The sequence below is a fragment of the Microcoleus sp. AT3-A2 genome (assembly GCF_036705685.1).
Lineage (GTDB): Bacteria > Cyanobacteriota > Cyanobacteriia > Cyanobacteriales > Microcoleaceae > Microcoleus.
Genome location: NZ_JAUBVF010000006.1, coordinates 144184 through 167347, shown reverse-complemented (window position 1 = coordinate 167347; position 23164 = coordinate 144184). Strand labels below are relative to the sequence as shown.

The window sequence follows — 23164 nt, the reverse complement described above, 5'->3', positions numbered from 1 at the left end:
AAATGAGCAACCTTTCTAGAAGAAAATTCATCATCACCGCTGGAGCAACAGCAGCCGGCACCCTCCTAGCCCACGGTTGCAGTTCCGGTCCCACCACCTCTAACGCAACTCCCGGCGGCGCTTCGCCCACCGCCGCCCCAGCAGTCAACATCAACCCCGCCGACGCCCCAGAAGTTACCGCAGCCAAACTCGGATTCATCGCCCTCACCGACGCAGCACCCTTAATCATCGCCCAAGAAAAAGGGTTATTTGCCAAGTACGGCATGAAAGACGTACAAGTTACCAAACAAGCATCTTGGCCAGTTACTCGCGACAACTTAGAACTCGGTTCCGACAAAGGCGGCATTGACGGCGCCCACATTTTATCCCCGATGCCTTACCAAATGACATTAGGCACTGTTACCAAAGGCAATCAGCCAGTGCCGATGTACATTCTCGCCCGGTTAAATACTAACGGTCAGGCAATTTCGCTCAGCAAAAAATACCAAGATTTAAAAGTAGGTACAGACAGCGCACCCCTGAAAGCAGCTTTTGGCAACCAAAACCTTCCTGTTGCTATGACTTTTCCCGGCGGCACCCACGACTTGTGGCTGCGCTACTGGCTAGCAGCCGGCGGTATTAATCCAGATACAGATGTTTCCGTGATTCCCATACCCCCGCCCCAAATGGTAGCGAACATGAAATCTGGCAGCATGGAAGCCTTTTGCGTAGGCGAACCTTGGAATGCTCAGCTAGTTACTCAAAAGGTAGGATACACCGCCTTAATAACTGGAGAAATGTGGAAAGATCATCCTGAAAAAGCTTTAGGTTTAAGAAAAGATTGGGTTGACAAAAACCCCAAAGCTGCCAAAGCACTTACAATGGCCGTACTGGAAGCCCAGCAGTGGTGCGACAAGCCAGAAAATCACGATGAAATGTGCCAAATCATCTCTCAAGATAGGTGGTTAAAAGTTCCAGTAGCAGATATTATCGGTCGCTCTAAAGCTCAAATTGACTACGGTACCGGCCGCATTGAAGCCGCCAGCCCTGTGGCGATGAAATTCTGGGCTGATAATGCTTCTTATCCCTACAAGAGTCACGATGCTTGGTTTGTCGCTGAAAATATTCGCTGGGGTTATATCCCGGCAACTACCGACATCAAAGCCACGGTTGATAAAGTTAACCGCGAAGATATTTGGAAAGCAGCAGCGACAACACTTGGCGTCCCCGCCGCCCAAATTCCTACTACCACTTCTCGCGGTGTCGAAACCTTCTTTGACGGTGTGAAGTTTGACCCAGAAAAACCCGAAGAATATCTGAAGAGTCTGGCAATCAAAAAAGCATAATTAGTGAACAGTTGACTGTTGAATGCTGACAGTTGACTGCTGATAGTTGACAAACCTCTAAAAGTGATGGTGTTGGACAGAGTGGAACGGATAGTTCGTTCCACAAACCAAACCTGTTGAACTCTGTTCAAAGTATCTAGAAATAATCGATTATTCACAAGACGGCACAAACAAAAATGGCAACAAACCTCGCTGTTACTAAAAGCAAAAATCCAGTAAATTTCGTTCTGGATCAGGTTCAAAAAAACCGCAGAAAAATCATCCGCCCGCTGGTAGCAATTGCAGTTCTGCTCATAATCTGGCAAATCCTCTGCAACAGTCCAGAGTCGAGCTTGCCAGGACCAATCAAAACTGTCCAAGAAAGCTGGAATCTGATTATCAATCCTTTCTTCGACAACGGCGGTACAGACAAAGGCTTGTTCTGGCAAATTTTGGCTAGCTTGCAGCGGGTGGCGATCGGCTTTACTTTGGCAACAGTTCTTGGCATCAGTTTAGGAATCCTGATCGGCACAAACTCCCTAATGTTCGATGCTTTAGATCCGCTGTTTCAAGTATTCAGAACTATCCCGCCCCTAGCTTGGCTGCCGATCGCCCTGGCTGTATTTCAACAGTTCAATCCCTTTGAAGGCATGGGGGTGAAAGCTAACGAAGTTTCTGCACTCTTCGTAATTTTAATTACAGCAATTTGGCCGATTCTAATTAACACCACAGTAGGCGTTCAACAAATACCCCAAGACTACAGAAACGTCGCCCGCGTCTTGCGCCTCCCCAACCAAAAATACTTCTGGAAAATCCTGCTTCCTTCTTCTGTTCCTTACATCTTCACTGGCTTGAGAATTGGGATCGGTTTGTCTTGGCTGGCGATCGTAGCTGCGGAAATGTTAGTCGGCGGCGTCGGCATCGGCTTCTTCATCTGGGACGCTTACAACAGTTCTCGACTCAGTGCAGTGATTATAGCAGTGCTTTATGTAGGAATCGTCGGTTTGATTTTAGACAGAATCGTTGGTTTCATCGCTTCCAAAGTTGTTCCCGAAGAACAGAAATAGGATTTGGGCATCGGGCATCGGGCATCGGGCATGGCGAATGGGGAATGGTTGCCAACTACAAACTGGTAGAAATGAGTTGTAAATTAATGCCCAATGCCCAATGCCCAATGCCCAATTAATAATCAGCATCATACAAATTACAAACTAACCTAAAATTACCATGTCAGTATTTGTTGAAGTAGACCACGTTGACCGCGTATTTAACTTGCCCAATGGAGAGCAATACATCGCTCTTAAAAATATCGAACTGAAAATTAAAAAAGGAGAATTCATCACCTTAATCGGCCACTCGGGCTGCGGCAAATCTACACTGCTAAATATCATCGCCGGTCTCGACAAAGCAAGTCAGGGCGGGATTACTTTAGAAGGGCGCGAAGTCCGCGATCCAGGCCCCGACAGAATGGTGGTGTTTCAAAATTACTCGCTGCTACCTTGGCTGACGGTGCGCGAAAATATCGCTCTAGCAGTCAATGAAATTTACAGCGGTAACTCTCAAGAAGATCGCGAGTTGGTGATCGAACACCACATTAAATTGGTCGGACTCGGACACGCCGCCGACAAACGTCCAGGCGAAATTTCTGGGGGGATGAAACAAAGAGTTGCGATCGCCCGTGCCCTGGCGATTCGCCCGAAATTGCTGTTGCTAGACGAACCCTTCGGCGCCCTAGATGCTTTAACTCGCGGCGGTTTGCAAGACCAGTTGATGAAAATTTGCGAAGAAAGTAAAGTCACCAGCGTGATGGTAACTCACGACGTGGATGAGGCTTTATTACTGAGCGATCGCATTGTGATGCTCACCAACGGCCCGGAAGCCCAAATCGGGCAAATCCTCGAAGTGAACATTCCCCGCCCCCGCAAACGCATGGAAGTTGTCAACCATCCGAGTTACTACGCCCTGCGTAACGAAATGGTTTACTTCCTCAACCAGCAAAAGCGGGTCAAACAGCGCAGGGCCCAACAACAACCCGCTGTCATCGCCCGCAACGGCCTGGAAAAAATAAACCTGGACATCGGCTTTATTCCCCTCACCGACTGCGCCCCCTTAGTAGTAGCCAAAGAAAAAGGATTCTTCAAAGCACACGGCTTGGAAGAAGTCACTCTCAGCCGCGAACCTAGCTGGAAAGCGATTGCCAAGGGAGTCACCGAAGGACGGCTTGACGCGGCGCAAATGGTTGCAGGAATGCCGATCGGGATGCTGTTGGGCCTGGATGGTGAAGCCCCTGTGCCCGTCTGTAGCGCCATGACGCTTTCTCGCAACGGCAATTCGATTATTTTCAACAAAGACCTTTACAGACAAGGCATTCGGACATTAGAGGATTTCAAAGCTGCGATCGCCAAGAGTCCCGATAAAGTTCACACCTTGGGCATGGTACACTCCGCCTCCATGCACAATCTGCTGTTCCGCTACTGGCTGGCAGCCGGCGGCATCGACCCCGACCTCGACGTGGGCTTGACCGTGATTCCGCCCCCGCAGATGGTATCGAATTTAAAAGCAGGCAACATTGACGGCTACTGCTCAGGCGACCCCTGGAACTCCCACGCAGTCAACAGTGGCACGGGTTTTGTCATGGCCCGTTCCCTCGATATTCTGCCCGGACACATCGAAAAAGTTCTCGGTGTTACCGAAGATTGGGCTCAGAAATATCCTCAAACCCACCTCGCCCTAGTCAAAGCGCTTCTGGAAGCCTGCGACTACTGCGACGACCGCCGCAACCGCGAAGAAATCCTAGGATTGATTAGCCAAGAACAATACATCGGCGCCGATCCCAAAGACATCCGTCCGGGGTTCCTCGACCCGTACAACTCCGGTACAGAGGCAGAACCAGAAATGCTCTACAGTTTCAACCAGTTCTACGTTGACAAAACCAATTGTCCAGACCGCCTAGAAATGGTGTGGGTGATGGCGCAGATGGCTCGCTGGGGGCTGATCCCGTTCCCAAAAAACTGGGTGGAAGTGGTCGATCGAGTTTTGCGGCCCGATGTTTTCGGTCAAGCAGTGCGCGAATTGGGTTTGCCGGATATTGCCAGAGATCGCCGGACGATCGAGCTATTTGACGGCACTGTGTTTAATCTCGACGACCCGATCCACTATCTTCAAAATGTCAAAATTAAGCGCGCCGTCCGCATTGAAGAAATCTTAATTGAACAAATAGGCAGTCAGTGTTCCATCAAACTGCTAGCATAGCCAGCCAATAGGAAGAGGGAATGAGGAGCAAGAAATCAGGAAACAAGACTCCACATTTCCCCCTTCCTAACTCCATAATTTCAAATTATCAATCGAAAGCTGTCGTCATGTCTAATTCCTCAACCCAAAATCCAAATCCTGAAAATATGCAAACTCTAAAAACCCCCCAAACAACCAAAATTCAAACGCCTAAGCAAGACTTTCTTACTATTAAAGACGTATCGAAAGTCTACGAAACTCCTAAAGGCCCTTACGTGGTTCTCGACGGTGTAAACCTGACTATTAATGAAGGCGAATTTATTTGTTTGATCGGTCACTCTGGCTGCGGCAAATCAACTTTGCTGAATATGATTGCGGGATTCAACGGGCCGACAAACGGAGAAGTAGCCCTGGAAGGTTCGCAGATTACTGAACCAGGGCCCGATCGCATGGTGGTGTTTCAAAACTACTCCCTGCTACCGTGGCTGACTGCTACAGAAAATATTCACCTCGGCGTTGAAAATGTTTACCCGGAAAAGTCCGCAGACGAACACAATACGATCGTCCAGGAACACTTGGAATTAGTGGGGCTGACCGAAGCTTGTAACAAAAGACCGGGCCAATTGTCCGGGGGGATGAAACAGCGGGTGGCGATCGCCAGAGCTCTGGCAACTCGTCCTAAACTGTTGATTTTGGACGAACCTTTCGGAGCTCTAGACCCGATTACCCGCGAAGAGTTGCAGGAAGAATTGCTGAAAATTTGGCGGAAGGAAAAAATTACCGTCATTATGATTACTCACGATATTGATGAGGCTTTGTTTTTGGCCGATCGCATCGTGATGATGACCAACGGGCCTGCTGCTTCCATCGGCGAAGATATGCACGTTCCGTTCAGCCGTCCCCGCAACCGGGCGCGGATTATGGAAGACCCGAAATATTACGAACTTCGCAACTTTGCTTTGGAGTTTCTGTTTTCTCGCTACGCCCACCACGAAGAAGGTGAAGAAACGGACTCGGAGACAGAAGCCGTCGCGCTACCGATGCCATTACCTGCTAGCAAAAAGCCTGCGGTTGCTGACAGGCCTCTTGCACCTGCACCTTTTGTGCATCATACTGCGGAACCCCCAGAAGCCTCGTCGATCAAACGCGGCATCCTGGCAGTCTCGTGGTTCGTAGCAATGTTTACTTTAGCTGCCGTCAATATGTCTGTTGTTTCCAGCCAGCTAAAGCAAGCGAAACTAGCAGAAACTGCACCGCAGGCGCCGAATGCCGGGGCGGTTGTGAGTTCTCCCCCCAGCCCGCAAATCGCAGCAAGTTCGATCGCACCGAATCCTAGCCCTGCACCCATCGCTGCTGCAAGTCCTGCACCCATCGCTGCTGCTGCAAGTCCTGCGCCCATCGCTGCTGCTGCCACATCACAGATTTCTGACCAAGCCCAACTCGATGCGATCGGAAAGCAGTTGTATGCACAAATCGACCAAAAATGGAGAACAACTCCGACATTTACCGAAAGCTTGACTTATCGGGTCAAAGTAAAACAAAACGGCGATATCCTACAGTTCGATCCCACAAATAAAGCAGCTAAAGATTTCGTCAAAGAAACTCCTCTGCCGGTTTTGCAAACTCCTGCCGGTGCCGCAGCAGGCGCTGCTGAAAAAACTGCTGAATTCCAAGTAACTTTTAGCCCCAGCAACGGCGGCGTATTAGAAGTTAAAACAAAGAAATAGGCGACATAATACTCCCGGACTAAATCTCAGATTGGTATTAACAACCCGGTCAAAAGTAAGACCTGCGCGCTATTTGAGTCCTGCAAAAATTCTTCCTCGCTCCCCTAGGTGGGGGTGACAAGATTTAGGGCTGGAGTACCTCTGTTTAAGAGGGATTTAGGAGCCGCGATCCACTGAGTAAAAACCAGATGGCTCGCGAGTTTGAGTAAGATAGCGGTTTATTTTAAGTCAGGGTATTGTCCGTTGCTGTGAAGCATTTTTGCGGTAAGTTAGTAATGATTAAAACATTATTTGCAGGAGCCCTCAGTTCCGACTATAATGACGAATTACCAATTACCCATTAGCTTTCAAAAATTAGCATCTAAAATCACCAGATGGAAACTATAAAAACTCTTTGCCCATACTGCGGTGTAGGTTGCGGTCTAGAAGTTGTTCCCGACAAAAAACAAAGTTGGAAAGTGCGGGGCGATCGCAATCACCCATCAAGTCAGGGCATGGTTTGTATTAAGGGAGCAACCGTAGCAGAGTCCATTCGGAGCGATCGGCTACTGTATCCGATGATGCGAGATACTCTCGACCAACCGTTCCGCCGCGCTAGCTGGGACGAAGCTCTTGATGCAATTGTTAACCGAATCCAAACAATTCGCAGCACCAGCGGCCCCGATGCTTTGTGCGTTTACGGTTCGGGTCAATTCGCAACAGAAGATTATTATATTGCCCAGAAACTGATGAAAGGTTGTCTGGGTACTAATAATTTTGATGCGAATTCTCGCTTGTGTATGTCTTCAGCAGTCTCTGGATACGTTCAAAGCTTTGGCTCGGACGGGCCACCTTGCTGTTACGACGATTTAGAATTAACTGATTGCGCTTTTATTATCGGTAGCAATACAGCAGAATGCCATCCGATCGTATTCAATCGATTAGCAAAATACCACAAAAAAAATCCAAATGTCAAGATGATTGTGGTAGATCCAAGGCGGACTCCGACTGCGGAAGCGGCGGATTTGCACTTAGCAATTAAACCAGGTACGGATATAGATTTGCTTAACGGAATTGCATATTTGCTGTTACGCAGGCAAGCAATAGATTCTGAGTTTATTGAAGAATGCACGGCTAATTTTTCAGATTTTGCTGAGGTTATTAGCAGCTACACGCCGGAGTTTGTAGCCTCGCGCTGCGGCATTACTGTCAGCGAGTTAGAAATGGCGGCAAACTACTGGGAACAGTCGCAGCGCGTTTTGTCTCTGTGGTCGATGGGAATGAACCAGTCGTCGGAAGGTACGGCAAAGGTGCGATCGCTGATTAATTTGCACTTGATGACCGGTCAAATCGGCAAACCGGGATGCGGCCCGTTTTCCCTCACCGGCCAGCCAAACGCGATGGGAGGGCGGGAAGCCGGAGGACTGTCTCACTTGCTCCCAGGCTACCGATTTGTGAAAAATGCTGAACACAGAACCCAAGTCGAGGAGTTTTGGGGAATCGCACCGGGAAGTATTTCCCCGAATCCAGGCCGCACAGCTTGGGAGATGATTACCGGTTTGGAAACTGGCGAAGTCGAGTTGCTGTGGATTGCAGCGACTAATCCGGTGGTGAGTATGCCGGATTTGGAGCGCACTAAAGCCGCTTTGCTGCGATCGCCCTTTACTATTTATCAAGAAGCTTACTATCCCACTGAAACCTCCGCCTACGCTCACATCCTGCTGCCGGCAACGCAGTGGAGCGAAAAAACCGGAGTAATGACGAATTCCGAACGCCGCGTTACCTTTTGTCCCGGTTTCGACACTCCCTCCGGGGAAGCCCGTGACGACTGGAGAATTTTCGCCGAAGTGGGACGGCGGTTGGGTTTTGCTGAACACTTTGCTTTCGAGAACAGTGCGGAGGTTTTTAAAGAGTACGTGCAGTTGACGCGGGGCCAGCCTTGCGACATGACTGGCCTCAGCCACGAATACATCCGCCAAGAAGGGCCGCAGCAGTGGCCTTGCCGGGAAAACGAGCCTGTGCATCCAGCGAACGAAGCGAAACGGCTGTATACTGACAGGCGTTTTCACACTCCTGACGCACGGGCGAGATTTTCGGCCTATCACTCGCGGGGACTGGCAGAACCTCCCGATCCGAATTATCCGTTTGTGTTGACGACAGGGAGAGTTTACGGACACTGGCACACGATGACGCGGACGGGTAGAACAGAAAAAATTAATCAATTGCACCCCGATCCGTTTTTGGAAATTCATCCCCGCGATGCTGCCAAATTGCAGATTAAGGAGGGGGATTTGCTGGAAGTTCGATCGCGCCGCGGCAAGGCGCAGTTTCCGGCCAAAGTCACAAAGGCGATCGCCCCAGGTACGCTATTTGTACCGATGCACTGGGGTTCTCTGTGGGCAGAAGTGGCTGAAGCCAATGCCCTGACTCATGCTGCAAGCTGTCCAGATTCCAAACAGCCCGAGTTAAAAGCTTGTGCGGTGCAGTTGGTGCTGGTTGGGGCAGAAACTGCCGCAGAAGTTGAGGAATTTAATTGGGCAAAATCCACCCTCGCCGTCACTTCTTGAGCAGCCGTCCAACTAGGGGATGTTACCAAGAAATTGGGTCTAAAGCCCCGTCCTTCTAGGACGGCTTTAATTAATTATCAACTTTTGTTAAGTGTTTTCTTGAACTTTCTTGCATTGTGTTCATTGTATAGCGCAATAACTATACTACAGGTAGAATAACCGCCGATACACATGAGACACCACGCTCAAACGACTGGTGGGAAAACAATAATGGTTAGTGGGTGGCGAAAACCACGAAAAACATAGCTGGGCTAACTAATGTAAGCCAAAATCAGAGACTAAACTTTTTATTTCTAAAATGTACTGTGGGGCACACAGAAACAAGAGAAGCAATTCTCGAAAGCTTGGGGAGACAAACCCTCGCTCGGCTATCTAAATTAAGCTCGATATTGGGTTCTTTTGAACGGATACCTGGTTTAAACACTGCCGCAAGGATAGATAAGTTTTAAGGTATGTCGCAGAACCAAGAATCCCCTCGCCTTCAAGCAGGGGAATGTCAAAAATCACCGAAGAACCAGCGGGAAGCCGCGGGCGATCAACATGGGGGGGGGTTTTCCTTCGGGAGAACGTCTTCTGGCGAAAGCCTTCTGCCTTCTTTTTAATTAATCGAGTCAGACAATTGCAGTTTGCACCCATAGGTGCTATAATTGTTTTACAAGGCTTTATTTTCGGCAGTACAGTTCGTTCTATCGGCGTTCCTCCGGATTTAAATCTCTACACCCTCTGATTCTGGAGAATGTTCAATGTCAATCTATGTCGGCAATTTATCCTACGAAGTAACGCAGGAGCACCTCAACCAAACTTTTGGAGAGTACGGTACAGTAAAGCGCGTTCAGTTGCCTGCTGACCGGGAAACAGGTCGGATGCGGGGCTTCGCTTTTGTAGAAATGTCTACTGAAGCCGAAGAAGCCGCAGCCATTGAGGCTCTTGACGGTGCTGAGTGGATGGGTCGCGACCTTAAAGTCAACAAAGCAAAACCCCGTGAAGAACGTGGTTCCAATTCTGGTGGTGGTAACTGGGGCAACAACGATCGCGGTGGCAATTCTCGTCGCTACTAAACCACCCGAGCTAAATTTTTAGCTATCTTGTATATTGCGTCGGAGCAAGCTGGGAGTCAACAATCATTCTCTGTTGAGAATAGATAGTTATTTCAGTGGTAGCACCGCGCCTTAAAAGCCTCAAAATATTGCTAGACAATAGTTTGAGGTTTTTTTATGGCAAAAATTATTAATCAGGAGGTCGATGGCGTGCGATCGATCCCTAGCTGACACGAAAAACTAGAAAATATAAGAGGCAGAGAGAGTCGCCTTCCCCAGTGCCCGGGTGGCGCCGTAAAACCAAGCAATCACAGAGTTTTGCCCTTGCAAAGTGTACCGAACAATGACAGAATCATTAAGAATCAAGACTAAATCACTTTTATGCTGAAAAAAATATTTAAGCAAATTTCCAAGTCAGGCAGTGATGAAAATTTTCTGCATTTTACAGAAAGTGTAGAAGTAGCAATATCGAAAATTTTATCACTGGCGATGATTTGGGTAATTCTCCTCAGCGTTTGCGATTTGCTGATTTTTTTAGCAAAAGAATTTGTAAACCACAGTGATAATTTGTTAAAAGACACGTTGTTTGTCATATTTGGGTTATTTTTAAATGTTTTAATTGCTCTAGAAATATTGGAAAATATTACAGCTTATCTGAAAAAGCACGTAATTCAAGTAGAGCTAGTTATTGTAACTTCTTTGATAGCAGTATCTCGAAAAATCATCATTCTTGACCTAGAAAAGAAAACAGCAGCCGACTTGATTGGTTTGGCTACTGCAATTTTCGCGCTTTCCATTAGTTACTTGATAGTGCGGTTCACAAATAGAGGAAATAATTAATATTGGGAAGTGGGGATGGCGAATTTTTAATGAAAAATATCCTATCCGGTCGCTCGACCGGACATGATATTATTCCAACAAACCAGGAGGAGGCACAATTTCAATTCTGCCTTGTTCTAAGTCAACAACTGGCACAATCTCTTCCACAAAAGGAATCAATATTTTTGTTGATTTAGGCTCTTTAACGCGAATTTTCCGTGGTTTGCGGGTATTTCTGGGGTCAGCATTTGCTTTGGGAGTTTCAGGCTGTTTCGGCTTTTCCAATTCTGCGGCGACAGTTTCCGGCGGTGTTAGATTCGTTTCTACTTCTAAAAGGTCGTTACCTGCGGGAATAATATCACTTACCTTGCCTAAGATTTCCCCGGTTAACTGGTTAAAAACTTCCATACCGATCAAATCTTGGACGTAAAACTCATCAGATTCAAGGTAAGGTCGATCGGTCTTTTCAACAAACAACTTACAGCCCCGCAGCGCCTCAGCACCATCGCGGTCTTCCACACCCTCTACCTCTACAGCATACAGCCCTTTGCCCGGAATGTAGCGACCGCCCAAAAACTCGATCGGTTCCGGTTCACTTTTGTTAGGGCGCAAAATCCACCGCTTTCCCGGTTCGATAAACCTTTCAGGGAAATCCGAATCGGGATAGACTCGCACTTCCCCGTCCAAACCTTGAGCTGCTACAATTTTACCGATTTCTATCCATTCAGACATAAACTTTTTGGGAATTGGGAATTGGGAATTGGCAATTGGGAATTGGGAATTGGGCATGGGGCATTGGTAGCAGAAAAGCCTTGGTAGCAAACAACAAATAACTAATGACTAATCACTGATGACTAATGACTTCTTTACACCAATCCAGTTCTCAGCGCTACCACTGCGGCTTGCACGCGGTCATCCACTGCCAACTTATTCATAATACCGCGAACGTGAGTTTTAATAGTATTTGGACTCAAGTAAAGCGCCGCTGCTATTTCTGGATTGCTATTACCTTCCACCATTAATTTTAACACCTCCAACTCCCGCTGCGACAACTGACCAAAAGTAGTTGTAGAGGCAGGTATGGGGGGTTTCAGGTGTTCGATGACAGTCCGGGCAATTTGAGGGTCAAGATATGTAGCGCCCTCTGCTGCGGCTGCAATCGCTGCTAACAGCCTGTCTACGGAAGCACCTTTAATACAATAAGCATCAGCCCCGCTAGAAAGGGCAGCAATAATTTCAGTTTCTGCCGTGTGAGAAGTTAACATTACTACTCGAACTTCTGGCAGTTGTGCTTTAATTTGCTGCGTCGCTGCTATGCCGTCGAGTCGTGGCAAACCGATATCCATTACAATAATATCAGGTTTGAGTTTCAGTGCGGCTGCTACGCCTAAATAGCCGTCTTCTGCTTGTCCTACTATTTCTATTTCTGGGGAATCGGCTAAAACTTGCTCTAATCCCAGTTGCATCATCGGGTCATCTTCAACAATTAAAATTTTCATAATACGAAGGAAGTTCGGCAACGAGCAATGTACGGGATGTAACGGATGTCAGGAAGAAGGAAGAAGGAAGAAGGAAGATTACTTAGTTGTTAATATTTTACAGGAACTTATACCGAACCAATAACAAATAACAAATAACTAATGACTAACTTTTAAAACCTCCACGAATTCGCCTGGTACAATCCAGGTGTCCGTTGGTGGCAAAACTGCTAAACCACTTGTATTTGCGAGGTTAATTAAATTCGCTGAATTTTGGCTGCCACTAGCAGGTTCAAATTCCCACACTCCGGCAACTAAATGCAGTTTACCCCAAACATAAGTTTCGCGCTTGCCCTGCGATCGCAATTCAGCATTACACCTAGCTTTGAGAAACTCCGGCCCCCAAGCATCCGGGGCAAGCCCAGACATCTTTCTCAAAGCAGGCACAACAAACCGCCAACAGCAGACTAAAGCCGAAACCGGATTTCCCGGCAAACCAAAATAGAGACAATCCGAACTCAAACTCGGCGAATCATCATTTTTTTCACCTCGTTTAAACTCAGCAACAGTTAAAGGTTTCCCCGGCTTAATCGCCACAGAACTAATGTGAACTTTTCCTCCCAAATCTGCCAAAATTTTCTCGACATAATCGTAGTCTCCTACCGAGACGCCGCCCGTAGAAAGCACCACATCCGCTGTTGCAACAGCGTCGGATATCGCCTTGTTTAACGCTTCTTCATTATCAGGAACAATGCCCAATCGAATCGGTTCAAATCCCATTTGTGCCAACAAAACTGTCAAAGCATACTGATTCGAGTCTACCAGTTTCCCCGGTGTCAAAGGTTGGTCAGGCGATACCAATTCGTCACCCGTAGAAAAAATTGCCACCCGCAGTCGCCGATAAACGGGAACTTGAATGCACTGGGCAGTTGCTAACACCGCCATTTCAGGGGCATTGATAACTGTACCGGGAGTTAGCAAAGTTGTTCCTGCTTGATAAAAAGCGCCTCCCGGCCTGACAAATGCTTGCGGTTTTTCAGGAGAAACTAAGATAAAAATACGATCGCCCTCACGCCTTGTTTCTTCCTGCATTACCACCGTATCAGCACCCTCTGGCATCATACCACCCGTAAAAATTCGCGCCGCTTGCCCCGATTGCAAGGTATTTTGAGGCTGATATCCGGCTGGAATCTCTTCTACTACTTCGAGTACCGCTGGTTTTTCGGCGCTGCAATTTTCCACATCCGCAAACCGCACCGCGTACCCATCCATTGCTGAATTATCCCAATAAGGAAAATCCAGGGAACCAGTGACGGGTGCCGCCAAAATGCGCCCCGATGCTGCCAGCAAGTCTACAGTTTCTACATCCCGCTGACTGTCGAGGGGTTGCGCCAAATTTAGAACGATCGATTCTGCTTCTTTCACTGACAGCATGACTGTCTCCTTGTTTTGATAACACTCATGATTAAGTTTAGCAAAATATCCAGAGATATTGGTGATATAATTTTTTTGTATTTGGGCAGTCAACCTAATTTTTGGTGTTAATTGCTTATGACTCTTTCTCGTTTGGTTGTTAGACTCAATTGTTTATCCTTATTTGTGGTGGCGATACTGATATTTTTAACTCAACTTTCAGGGTTAAAAGTCAGCGATTTATTCTTGCCGCCTTATTCTTATCCCCATCCCAATGTCGCCTTGTTAACTCGGACTTTCCAAATTTTATGTTCTGTACCCGTCATTGTTTGTACTTTCACCTATAAATTAGCTCAAAGTATTCAACCGCGCACTTCAGAAAATCGATTTATTCTGTTTTCGGCTTTGTTAACAGGTGGATTTTTACTAAATGAAATTTACAGAATTCATATATATATGGTGGCCGGGGGAATTCCTAAGCTAGGAGTAAGTCTTTTATACGCCGTTGTTTTGTCCTCCTACGGATGGTTTTTTCGGCGAGAACTAAAGTTGACTCCCTACCAAATATTGTTAGCGGGTGTAGGCTTGTTGTTTTTTGCGATCGGCGTGGATTCCCTACATTTAAAAAACAAAATATTCTCCAGTTTACTAGAGGGAGTACCTAAACTATTTAGCGAAATTAACATTGCATTTTATTATTGGTATGTCTGTAAGTGTTTCCTCCAAAAAGCTTTTTATAAAAATATTGATGGCTAGTTATAAGTACATGATATAATGAGTAAAAGTGCATCAAAAAATATTCCTAAAATCCTCTTAACCATTAATATTTACAGCATCTGCATCGATCGGCATTGAGCTGCATTTATATACATAATCTGGCTTAAAAGTCCCAACGCATCCTGATAAAATACCATGATAGCAGTTACCCTCAACTTCAACTCCATAGTTAAACTAACCGACGACCAATTTTATCAATTGTGCCGCGAAAACCCCGATGTCAAATTTGAACGCAACGCCAAAGGAGAAATAATCGTTATGTCACCCACAGGAGGAGAAACCGGAAATTACAATTCAGAAATTAATGCGGATTTTGTGATGTGGAACAGACAAACTAAACTGGGAATTTGTTTCGATTCTTCAACTTGCTTCAAACTGCCAAGCGGTGCAAACCGTTCTCCCGATGTCTCTTGGATTGAAAAATCAAGATGGGATGCACTCACTCCCGAACAAAAACAAAAATTCCCTCCCATTGCCCCGGATTTTGTCTTAGAGTTAATGTCGCCGACAGACAGCCTCAAAGATACTCAAGATAAAATGCAAGAATACATGAATAATCAAGTCAAACTAGGCTGGTTAATCAACCGCAAAACCCGGAGAGTCGAAATCTATCGCCAAGGACAAGAAATAGAAGTTTTGGAATGTCCAACAGAACTTTCAGGAGAAGATGTTTTGCCCGGTTTCGTGCTAAACTTGAAAACACTGTGGCAATAACTAGACATCTTCCATCTATCAACGTTTATTTGCGTTTATCGGCGGTTTTAAAAAAAATATGGAAACCAATACAGAAACTACTGGCTTAACAGCGGAACAACACAAACAGAAAATGCAGCGGCGCCAAGAAGTGCAATCACAGCGAATCGCTAACTCTTCCAAAGAAAAAGGTTTAATTATAGTCAATACGGGTAACGGTAAAGGCAAAACCACGGCTGCCTTGGGAATGGTTGTGCGATCGCTCGGTCATGGATACCGCGTCGCCATAGTACAATTTATCAAAGGCGCCTGGGAACCCGCAGAGAAAGCCGTTTTTCAACTCTGGGAAAAACAGCTAGAATTTCATGCAATGGGAGAAGGCTTTACCTGGGACACGCAAGACCGCGATCGAGATATCGAAACAGCTCAAAAAGCCTGGGAAAAATCCCTAACTTTTATCTGCAATCCCGAATTTAAATTAGTTCTTCTAGATGAAGTCAATATAGCATTAAAACTAGGTTATTTGCAAGTCGAGCAAGTGCTTTCCGGGTTAGACCAAAAACCCGAAGAAACCCACATTATTTTAACAGGCAGAGGCGCCCCGCCAGCGTTAATTGAACGGGCCGACTTGGTGACAGAAATGACTTTAGTTAAGCATCCATTCCGAGAACAAGGGATTAAAGCTCAAGCAGGTATTGAGTATTAATGTTGTTTGTAGTCAATACTTTGGCGTCCATCTAAAATTTCAAAAAAGAGCTATGCTGGCAACATCAGAGTAAAAGTTGACCCCTTGCCAAACTCGCTACTCACAGTAATTTCTCCCCCCAGCATTTGAGAGTATTTCTGCGCTATTGCCAAACCCAAACCCGTACCTCCGTACTTGCGGGTAGTCGAAGCATCAGCTTGCGTAAAAGGTTGAAATAATTTTTGTAGTTGTTCAGGAGTTATCCCAATTCCCGTATCAGAACACTTAAAAATTAACTGTTCAGATTCCCAACTATTTTCGTCATTTTTAATTTTTTCAACGCTGAGTGTAACTGTTCCTTTATGAGTAAACTTAGCTGCATTACTGAGCAAATTAAACAAAATCTGAGTAAACTTAATTTGATCGGAATACAATTCGCCAATATTATTAGGACACTCTACATTCAGGCGATTAGTGTTTCGCAAAAATAGCGGTTCAACAGTTCTCGCTACATTTTGAACTGTCTCCGACACGTCAAAAGTTTCTAATTCAAGTTCCGCATGACCGGCTTCAATCTTCGACAAGTCGAGAATATCATTAATTAAGGAAAGTAAAAGCTGGCCTGAATGGTGAATTCTCTCCAAATCCGACACAAAATCTTCTTCGCCCAAATCTAAAGCCTCTTCTTGCAGAATCTCGCTGTAACCGATAATCGCATTCAGAGGAGTTCGCAGTTCGTGGCTCATGTTAGCTAAAAACTGACTTTTAGCCAAATTAGCTGCTTCTGCGGCTTCCTTTGCCTTGTAGAGTTCTACCTCTGCTTGCAAGCGGTCGGTCACGTCTTGAGCCAGCACTAATTCAGCATTCCTGCTATCAAAGATCATGGTATAAGAAGTAATTTCTACATCAATAATTGTTCCGTCTTTTTTCTGGTGCTTCCACACACCTGCAAAGTCAATACCGGCATCTAGTTGGGTTATATTTTCTAGGAATTTCGGCAACTCTTGGGGGGGACGAATGTCCGCAACGGTCATGTTGAGAAATTCGTCGCGAGTGTAGCCGTAGTGTTGGACAGCAGCCTGATTGACGGCTATAAATTCTAGAGTTTCTAAATCGTAAACCCACATCGGATGGGGGTTATTTTTAAACAAAAGTCTGTAGCGTTCTTCCGAGGCTCGCAGTTCGGCTTCGGCTTGCTTGCGCTCGGTAATGTCGCGGACAACCGTGCAAATAATCTCGCGGCCGCCGTAGGAAATCACGCTCCCGCTCACTTCTACATCCACGCAGGAACCGTCTCGGCGACGGTAGAGAACTTCGCCAATTCTGAATTGTTTGTCCGTCAGCAGCAACTCGATATTGTTGTCAATTAGGTCTTTAGAGTAAGCGATGATATCGTAAATAGTTAGTTGCCAAATCGCATCAAGACTGTAATCGAGCAGGTCTCTAAACGCTGTATTGGCTTCCAAAAGGCGTTTGGTTTGAGCGTCCCACAGGAATATACAATCTGTAGCTTGCTCCACTACGGCTCGGTAGCGGGCTTTTTCCTCAAGTTGTTCGCTTTCGGCTTGGGCGATCGCACTCAACATTCCGTTGATAGCATGGGCAAGGTCGGACAACTCATCTTCGCCCGTCACCGGTAGTCGCACCGAAAGGTCTTGGCTGCTACTGACGCGCTTCACTGTTTTCGCCAAACCGCTCAACCGAGACAGCACCAGACGCTCTAGCAGTAGCAGAGTACAGCCGACCAACCCAACTCCCGCTAACGCTACAGACCCCAGCAGGTACAGCAAACTAATTTGACCTTGCCGATATATTTCTCTGGGGATATCCACCCGCAATAGCAGCGCAGGTTGGTTGTAAATATCGCGGATTAGGGCGTAACCCGCGATCGACTCTTCGCTTAAAGGACGCACAAAAATCGGTTGTTTTTCCGACAGTTTCTCCCGCGCTTTCTCGAAGTCTGCAGGCAACTGAGCCTCATTAACGCTGTGTACAATGAGGGGCAAGCGAGTAATTTTAGAAACCCTCGCAATGCTCGCAGCATCCAAATTGCGCCCGAATACCAGCGTACCCCGAATGGGACCGGTGCTTTTAGTCGTGAGAATTGGCCGGGAAGTAATCAGTATCGGCCCTGACGGTAGCAGCATGATACCAGCGAGGCTGCTCTTGGGGTTGGGGTGCTGCAACAGCGGGTCATTGAGAGAAATGCGGCGTTTTAATGCTTCTGGAACAGGCGTTAGTTTCAGCTTTTGGCTGTCGAAACCCGTACCGTAAAGTATTTTGCCAGAAGTATTGACAAAGACCGCTATATTAACTCTCACATTAGCCAGCCCTTCTGGAATTAAATTGGAGGCAATGAATTTTGAGTTGCCGTTTTGCATGAAAGTGTAGGTGTCGTCCCAAGACGACCAGTCGGCAAAGCGCGAGTTGAAGTCATCTGCGGTTTGCCCGAACACGCTGAGCACTCCCTTGACAACCTGTGTGGCTTCTTGTTCCTCTGCTTTGATCAGGCTGCCCAAGAGGATGCTTGAGGAGGTGGCATACAGAATGCCAGTCAATCCAGCGATGGTAATACCAATGATCGATAGGGTTTTCCGACGCAGTTTCATCTTGCCATGTGTGTGGTGTCCGTCCGAAATCTCAACTCAGGAGCAATTTTACTACTGTTTCCTGAACCCTGACCGAAAGCAATTTGCTCCGGGGCGTCCGATGTATCAGTGGGGTTGCTTTCTTCAATTCTAAAATCTAAAATCTAAAATCTAAAATCTAAAATTGATAATTCTCAACTCAGGAGCAATTTTACTACTGTTTCCTGAATCCTGACCGAAAGCAATTTAGTCCGGGCGCACCCGATGTATCAGTGGGGTTGCTTTCTTCAAATCTAAAATCTAAAATCTAAAATCGATTGACTGGTGGCGCAGCGTGTGTTTCCTACTTTTCCCACACCTGCTCTTTGTGAGATTCTTTGCAAATTCCCAAGATGCGCCGATCGTTCTCGCTGATGGTGGAAATTGGGTAATACTTTTGCAGGTTTACCGAGTAGGGAGAGCGACTGCCGTCGTAACTATCCACTACTGTTAAATTTAACTGAGTTCGATCGCCCGTGCCGTAAAAACAGTAAAAAGCAGACCGAGGCAGGTAAAAAGCGCCGACTACCTTACTCTGCCGCATTTCAAATACAAAATATTCTTGTTTAATTTCCTCTGGCTGGCTCGACTGACCGTAGAGGTAAATGCCATCTGCTAAACCTGTGCTAGCTGTATCTGGCCCAGAATTGGGCGGAGATTGCGAGCTAAAAACGCCGGATTTGATGTCCGAGTGGTGTGATCGGCGTGCGGGGAATGCGATGCTCAAGTTACCGGGCGAGAGAGCAAGCAAGATCGCGATCGCTTCTAAACTTCCTGTTAATATCAAATAAGTCAAAACCACTCCAGACCCCAAAATTTCAAATAGCTGGTTTCAAGCGCCTCTTGTACCAGTTTCACAAAGATTGTAGAGAAACCGGGTATTTGGCTTAATGTTGGCTATAAACTTGAATGAACGATCGCCCGCCCGATGCCTGAACTTAAATCTAAGATTAGTTTTGACAAATTTTGCGTCCGCCCCGATCGCGAGATCGACCCCTCAAATAATACCATTTTAGATTTTTAATTTTAGATTAAAGAATTGAATAATTTGGCGTGACCTATTCCATAAGGGTTTGGATCACGGGTCTACAGTTGCATTCTTTTTTTTAACTGGCATAAAATTATCCTTCCCAGCAGCGCCAACACGAAAAAAAAAGTTGAGATTTTGGGAAAAATCTCAACTTTTTTAGTGACTAACTCGCCAAGTATTCTCGGACTTGAGATTGGCGGCGGCGCAGGTGGGCAAGGGCTTGATGTTCTAGCTGCCGCACCCGTTCCCGGCTGAGATTTAACCGTTCTCCGACTTTCGCCAGAGACATTTCTGTGCCGTCTTCCAAACCGAAGCGCAGAATTATTACATCTCGCTGCTGGGGGGTAAGTTCTGATATCAAAGTATTGAGGTCTTGCCGCAGTAATTCCGAGGTAATGTAGTTGTCTGGAGATGCCGTTTCGTCTTCTAAGAGTTCTTGCAGTTCGGTATCTTGGTTGTCTCCTACCCGCAAGTCCAAAGAAACTGGATGTCTTGCCATCAGCAGGTATTCCCGAATCTGGGAAGGGTGCAGTTCCAAGGCGGTGGCAATTTCCCCAGGGGAGGGAGACCGGCCCAACTGCTGGGTGAGTTCCCGCTGCACTTTTTTGATTTTGTTGAGTTTTTCGGTGATGTGAATTGGCAATCGAATTGTGCGGGCGTGTTGGGCGATCGCGCGGGTAATTGCTTGCCGAATCCACCAGTAGGCGTATGTGGAAAATTTGTATCCCCGCATCGGGTCAAATTTTTCGACTCCTCGTTCTAAACCAAGAGTACCTTCTTGAATTAAATCCAAGAATTCCATATTGCGTTTCTGGTATTTTTTGGCGATCGCCACTACTAGCCGCAAATTCGCTTCAATCATCTTTTGCTTGGCGCGCCGCCCTAAATGCAATATCCGGTTAAGTTCAGGTTCGGTCAACTCCATTTCGGCAGCCCACTCTTGATCCGTCAGATCCCGCTGCCATTCTTTAGCAAGTGCTTGTTTTGCTTCGATTAATTTCATCATTTGCTGCACTTGCTTCCCGAAAACAATTTCTTCTTCTCGGGTTAGCAGGGGTACACGACCGATCTCGTGCAGATAGGCACGAACCGTATCCGTTGAGGAGTATGGCCGGCTGCCCATGCGATCGGCTTTCACTGTTTTGTTTTTGGGGGTTGTGGTGGACATGGGTGAGTATTGCACTCCTTGTAACAACAGATAAAAAGTTGGTGATACCCTGTCCCACTTTTGCAAGTGGGATAAAGACTGCGACAAAGGGGATGTTTCCCCTCTTGTTTATCGGTGACGATCGGTAGAAGCTTTTTGTTTGGGATTACTTTTGTGCTTGATTTTCCAGTAATCGCCGTCGATTTTCGGTAGCTCGCTAGCTTTAACGGCTAGTTCAAGGCGAAGTGAAGCAAGAGTTTAGTTTTCTCAATATTATTCCCAATTTTGAGGATCGTAAAGAGTAAAAACCTCTGTCTTAAGGTCAAGATTCTACATTTTTCCTTAAGGTTTTGAATTCCCTGTTAGTTTTAACTGCCACTCAACTTCACAATACTCATGCAGACTCATGCTATTCGAGGGCTTTGTTTTGCTCTCTGTTCCATCATCGCTTGAAATTTTCTCGCTGCCTAGATGGTGGGATGCGAGATAACCGAACTGGATCGCCGTATTAGATGGGAGTAACTGTTTAAAATATTTATTGACATTTTTATTTAAATATGCTAACCCAATTCTGCTACGAGTAACGACAAGGTGTATAAAGGCTGGCTGTTGCCCTGTTTGACTTTCATTGTGCCTCTAGGCTCCATCATCTCCATCATGTTTAAGCTTAAGCAAATTTTGGGCCTTTAGGGATGAGGGGTGAGGGGGTGAAAGGGGAAAAGCTTCTGACTGAAAGCTGGGGCCTAATTTTTTTGACGTTCGATCGCACTTTTTCGTTTATAACTGAGGCAAAAATCAGATATTTCTGTCATTGCCAGCGATCGCCAATTGTTCGCAAAGACTAATTTACAGTAACCTTTGCTTAAGTTCTGTAATAAATCTAGCAGTTTTTAATCTAAAATCCCAAATCCATTTTAGCAGATTCTGCCTCGGCAAATACTTGTTCATCCGGCATTTCTTGCCAGTCAATATCCCCAATTTCTCTGTAGAATTGCTCGTCATAGGGGCGAGTTTGCACGACTACGGGCATGGGTACGGCGTGCCCCAAAACTAATGCTTGCTGTTTGGAGTCGAGTTTTGCCAAAACTGAACGCAAACTCTGCCCTCCAGAAACGCCGGTAAAAATAGCCTCGATGTCTTTATCATCGTTTAGCAAAGCTGTGATCCGCGTTCCGACTTGCGACATGACTTCGGCGTCGATGCCGGAAGGACGTTGGTCTACAATCAGCAGGGTTACGAAGTATTTTCGCATTTCTCTGGCGATCGTACCGAAAATAGTCGATCGCACGATCGCCGGATCGAGAAAGCGGTGAGCTTCCTCAATGGTAATCACCAATGGCTGCGGCTTGTCGCACGGATTTTTGCTCATCAAAAACTTCTCAGCTTTCCGCACGTAAGAGGCGTGAATGCGGCGAGTAATCACATTTGCTGCTAACATATACGACAGCAAATCCGAGTGCGAACCGAACTCAATTACTACATTTTTCCCCGCATCCAAACACTGCAAAACTTCAGTTACATAATTTTTTGGACAGCGTTTGCGAATATATTTCAAATCATTTAAACGCTCTAATTTGCGCTGCAAAGCCATAATCGAAGACTTATTTCCCCGCTTTTCTTCACAAAACATTTGAATATCTTCGTTGGTCATTTCCAGCAACTTGTTAATCCAACCCTTGCCCAACTCATTGCGTAAAATAATCGCATTTTCGATACTAGCTTCCGACAAATTTAACTCCCGCTGCACCAGCGAGATATCTTCCACTTCAATTTCCTCGAAACTCAAAAACAACTCTTGAGCATCGCGGACTCCCCGGCGTTTTGTCGATTCTGGATCGAGAGTATAAATCTGAATTTTATCGGGAAACAACTGCCGCAAACCTTTAACAGTGCTAAATTGTTTCCCTTCCGAAACAGCTTCCCACCCGTACTCCGAGTGCATATCAAAAATTAAATTAACAGCAGCTTGCTTGCGAATAATTCCCGATAGAAGCAAGCGCGTCAGAAAAGATTTTCCCGTTCCCGACTTGCCAAAAACCCCGTTGCTGCGTTCCACAAATCGGTCTAAATCCAAGCACACAGCAACGTCCATGTCAATCGGTTTGCCGATCGCAAAATTGCAACGGTACGGGTCATCTTCCCAGCCAAAAACCGCCCTAAAATCGGTTTCTTTGGCATCAAACACCTGGGAAAAGTGACTGGGAATCGTTTTAACCGGCAGCAGTTCCATATCGGCGCCACTTTGCGCCTCAAAAGAGCCCAAATTTCCTAACGCCACCTTTTTCTCAGGGACTCCGTTACCTGTTGGATTGAAGATTGCTTGAGATTTTTCTTTTTCCGCAGTCAGCATCAACATGGGCGCAAGCTCGATCGTACCGTAGGTACTGCTACCGGCTAGCACTGCGAGAAGAAAATCGTCGTCGGGATTGGGAGGATTCGATAAAATGCGGGCGCTAGAAGTTCCCAGAGACACGTCGGTGAGCATACAGAAAAAGTGCGATCGCACCCCCCGCACTACTAGAAATTTCCCCACCCTCATATCTTCCACCGAAACATCGGCGTGCAGTCGCACTTCTAATCCCTTGCTCAGGGAACCTTGAATAACAGAGCCTAACGGTCGATCCATTTTAGATTTTAGATTTTAGATTTT

Annotated in this window: 17 protein-coding genes; 10 read left to right on the top strand and 7 right to left on the bottom strand. The window is 46.4% G+C overall.

The features are described 5' to 3' along the window. Window positions 1-2: 2 nt before the first annotated feature. From QUB37_RS06280 to QUB37_RS06250, 7 genes are all read left to right on the top strand, one after another. Window positions 3-1325 (top strand): CmpA/NrtA family ABC transporter substrate-binding protein, encoded by a 1323-nt coding sequence (locus tag QUB37_RS06280; RefSeq protein ID WP_333160164.1) that lies wholly within the window; start codon window positions 3-5, stop codon window positions 1323-1325. Between the two features lie 176 nt (window positions 1326-1501). Then, window positions 1502-2371, top strand: a complete 870-nt coding sequence (ntrB, locus tag QUB37_RS06275) for a nitrate ABC transporter permease (protein ID WP_333056182.1) — start codon at window positions 1502-1504, stop codon at window positions 2369-2371. Between the two features lie 160 nt (window positions 2372-2531). Then, entirely contained in the window at window positions 2532-4556 is a 2025-nt protein-coding gene (locus QUB37_RS06270; RefSeq protein ID WP_333160161.1) for a nitrate ABC transporter ATP-binding protein, read from the top strand. A gap of 107 nt (window positions 4557-4663) precedes the next feature. Continuing rightward, window positions 4664-6262: a nitrate ABC transporter ATP-binding protein gene (locus QUB37_RS06265; RefSeq protein WP_333160159.1), complete on the top strand. Its 1599-nt coding sequence runs from the start codon at window positions 4664-4666 to the stop codon at window positions 6260-6262. A gap of 374 nt (window positions 6263-6636) precedes the next feature. Then, a complete protein-coding gene (locus tag QUB37_RS06260) occupies window positions 6637-8808 on the top strand; it encodes a nitrate reductase (RefSeq protein WP_333160157.1) in 2172 nt (723 codons plus the stop codon). Window positions 8809-9551: 743 nt separating this feature from the next. Beyond that, window positions 9552-9866 carry an RNA-binding protein gene (locus QUB37_RS06255; protein ID WP_333143949.1) on the top strand — a complete coding sequence of 105 codons (315 nt, stop codon included), beginning with the start codon at window positions 9552-9554 and terminating at the stop codon, window positions 9864-9866. Between the two features lie 360 nt (window positions 9867-10226). Continuing rightward, entirely contained in the window at window positions 10227-10685 is a 459-nt protein-coding gene (locus QUB37_RS06250) for a phosphate-starvation-inducible PsiE family protein (RefSeq protein WP_333160155.1), read from the top strand. A gap of 69 nt (window positions 10686-10754) precedes the next feature. Here QUB37_RS06250 and rimM read toward each other — a convergent pair whose 3' ends face one another. The 3 genes from rimM to QUB37_RS06235 form a co-directional block, all read right to left on the bottom strand. Next, entirely contained in the window at window positions 10755-11396 is a 642-nt protein-coding gene (rimM, locus tag QUB37_RS06245; protein ID WP_333160172.1) for a ribosome maturation factor RimM, read from the bottom strand. A 134-nt stretch (window positions 11397-11530) separates the two neighbouring features. Continuing rightward, on the bottom strand, window positions 11531-12163 hold the full coding sequence (locus tag QUB37_RS06240) for a response regulator (RefSeq protein ID WP_015179099.1): 633 nt from the start codon (window positions 12161-12163) through the stop codon (window positions 11531-11533). Between the two features lie 138 nt (window positions 12164-12301). Next, window positions 12302-13576, bottom strand: coding sequence for a molybdopterin-binding protein (locus tag QUB37_RS06235; protein ID WP_333160153.1), 1275 nt, complete (start codon window positions 13574-13576; stop codon window positions 12302-12304). A gap of 117 nt (window positions 13577-13693) precedes the next feature. On the opposite strand from QUB37_RS06235, the gene QUB37_RS06230 reads away from it, so the two are divergent. The 3 genes from QUB37_RS06230 (at window position 13694) to cobO (ending at window position 15731) form a co-directional block, all read left to right on the top strand. Next, a complete protein-coding gene (locus tag QUB37_RS06230) occupies window positions 13694-14311 on the top strand; it encodes a hypothetical protein (protein WP_333160151.1) in 618 nt (205 codons plus the stop codon). 156 nt (window positions 14312-14467) lie between these two features. Continuing rightward, window positions 14468-15046: a Uma2 family endonuclease gene (locus QUB37_RS06225; protein WP_333160149.1), complete on the top strand. Its 579-nt coding sequence runs from the start codon at window positions 14468-14470 to the stop codon at window positions 15044-15046. A gap of 58 nt (window positions 15047-15104) precedes the next feature. Further along, window positions 15105-15731, top strand: coding sequence for a cob(I)yrinic acid a,c-diamide adenosyltransferase (gene cobO, locus QUB37_RS06220; RefSeq protein WP_333160147.1), 627 nt, complete (start codon window positions 15105-15107; stop codon window positions 15729-15731). A 50-nt stretch (window positions 15732-15781) separates the two neighbouring features. On the opposite strand, the gene QUB37_RS06215 is transcribed toward cobO, so the two are convergent. From QUB37_RS06215 to QUB37_RS06200, 4 genes are all read right to left on the bottom strand, one after another. Continuing rightward, window positions 15782-18319, bottom strand: coding sequence for a CHASE4 domain-containing protein (locus QUB37_RS06215; RefSeq protein ID WP_333160146.1), 2538 nt, complete (start codon window positions 18317-18319; stop codon window positions 15782-15784). Between the two features lie 322 nt (window positions 18320-18641). Continuing rightward, on the bottom strand, window positions 18642-19139 hold the full coding sequence (locus QUB37_RS06210) for a hypothetical protein (RefSeq protein WP_333160144.1): 498 nt from the start codon (window positions 19137-19139) through the stop codon (window positions 18642-18644). A gap of 391 nt (window positions 19140-19530) precedes the next feature. Further along, window positions 19531-20535, bottom strand: a complete 1005-nt coding sequence (locus QUB37_RS06205; protein ID WP_333160142.1) for an RNA polymerase sigma factor, RpoD/SigA family — start codon at window positions 20533-20535, stop codon at window positions 19531-19533. 874 nt (window positions 20536-21409) lie between these two features. Further along, on the bottom strand, window positions 21410-23140 hold the full coding sequence (locus tag QUB37_RS06200) for an ATP-binding protein (RefSeq protein ID WP_333160140.1): 1731 nt from the start codon (window positions 23138-23140) through the stop codon (window positions 21410-21412). Between the last annotated feature and the right edge of the window lie 24 nt (window positions 23141-23164).

What these genes read in the sequence shown, in the direction of transcription:
- cobO (WP_333160147.1), top strand. Translation starts at nt 15,105, where the DNA reads ATGGAAACCAATACAGAAACTACTGGCTTAACAGCGGAACAACACAAA.
- rimM (WP_333160172.1), bottom strand. Translation starts at nt 11,396, where the DNA reads ATGTCTGAATGGATAGAAATCGGTAAAATTGTAGCAGCTCAAGGTTTG.
- QUB37_RS06215 (WP_333160146.1), bottom strand. Translation starts at nt 18,319, where the DNA reads ATGAAACTGCGTCGGAAAACCCTATCGATCATTGGTATTACCATCGCT.
- QUB37_RS06265 (WP_333160159.1), top strand. Translation starts at nt 4,664, where the DNA reads ATGTCTAATTCCTCAACCCAAAATCCAAATCCTGAAAATATGCAAACT.
- QUB37_RS06230 (WP_333160151.1), top strand. Translation starts at nt 13,694, where the DNA reads ATGACTCTTTCTCGTTTGGTTGTTAGACTCAATTGTTTATCCTTATTT.
- QUB37_RS06250 (WP_333160155.1), top strand. Translation starts at nt 10,227, where the DNA reads ATGCTGAAAAAAATATTTAAGCAAATTTCCAAGTCAGGCAGTGATGAA.
- QUB37_RS06225 (WP_333160149.1), top strand. Translation starts at nt 14,468, where the DNA reads ATGATAGCAGTTACCCTCAACTTCAACTCCATAGTTAAACTAACCGAC.
- QUB37_RS06240 (WP_015179099.1), bottom strand. Translation starts at nt 12,163, where the DNA reads ATGAAAATTTTAATTGTTGAAGATGACCCGATGATGCAACTGGGATTA.
- QUB37_RS06205 (WP_333160142.1), bottom strand. Translation starts at nt 20,535, where the DNA reads ATGTCCACCACAACCCCCAAAAACAAAACAGTGAAAGCCGATCGCATG.
- QUB37_RS06270 (WP_333160161.1), top strand. Translation starts at nt 2,532, where the DNA reads ATGTCAGTATTTGTTGAAGTAGACCACGTTGACCGCGTATTTAACTTG.
- QUB37_RS06235 (WP_333160153.1), bottom strand. Translation starts at nt 13,576, where the DNA reads ATGCTGTCAGTGAAAGAAGCAGAATCGATCGTTCTAAATTTGGCGCAA.
- QUB37_RS06200 (WP_333160140.1), bottom strand. Translation starts at nt 23,140, where the DNA reads ATGGATCGACCGTTAGGCTCTGTTATTCAAGGTTCCCTGAGCAAGGGA.
- QUB37_RS06280 (WP_333160164.1), top strand. Translation starts at nt 3, where the DNA reads ATGAGCAACCTTTCTAGAAGAAAATTCATCATCACCGCTGGAGCAACA.
- ntrB (WP_333056182.1), top strand. Translation starts at nt 1,502, where the DNA reads ATGGCAACAAACCTCGCTGTTACTAAAAGCAAAAATCCAGTAAATTTC.
- QUB37_RS06255 (WP_333143949.1), top strand. Translation starts at nt 9,552, where the DNA reads ATGTCAATCTATGTCGGCAATTTATCCTACGAAGTAACGCAGGAGCAC.
- QUB37_RS06260 (WP_333160157.1), top strand. Translation starts at nt 6,637, where the DNA reads ATGGAAACTATAAAAACTCTTTGCCCATACTGCGGTGTAGGTTGCGGT.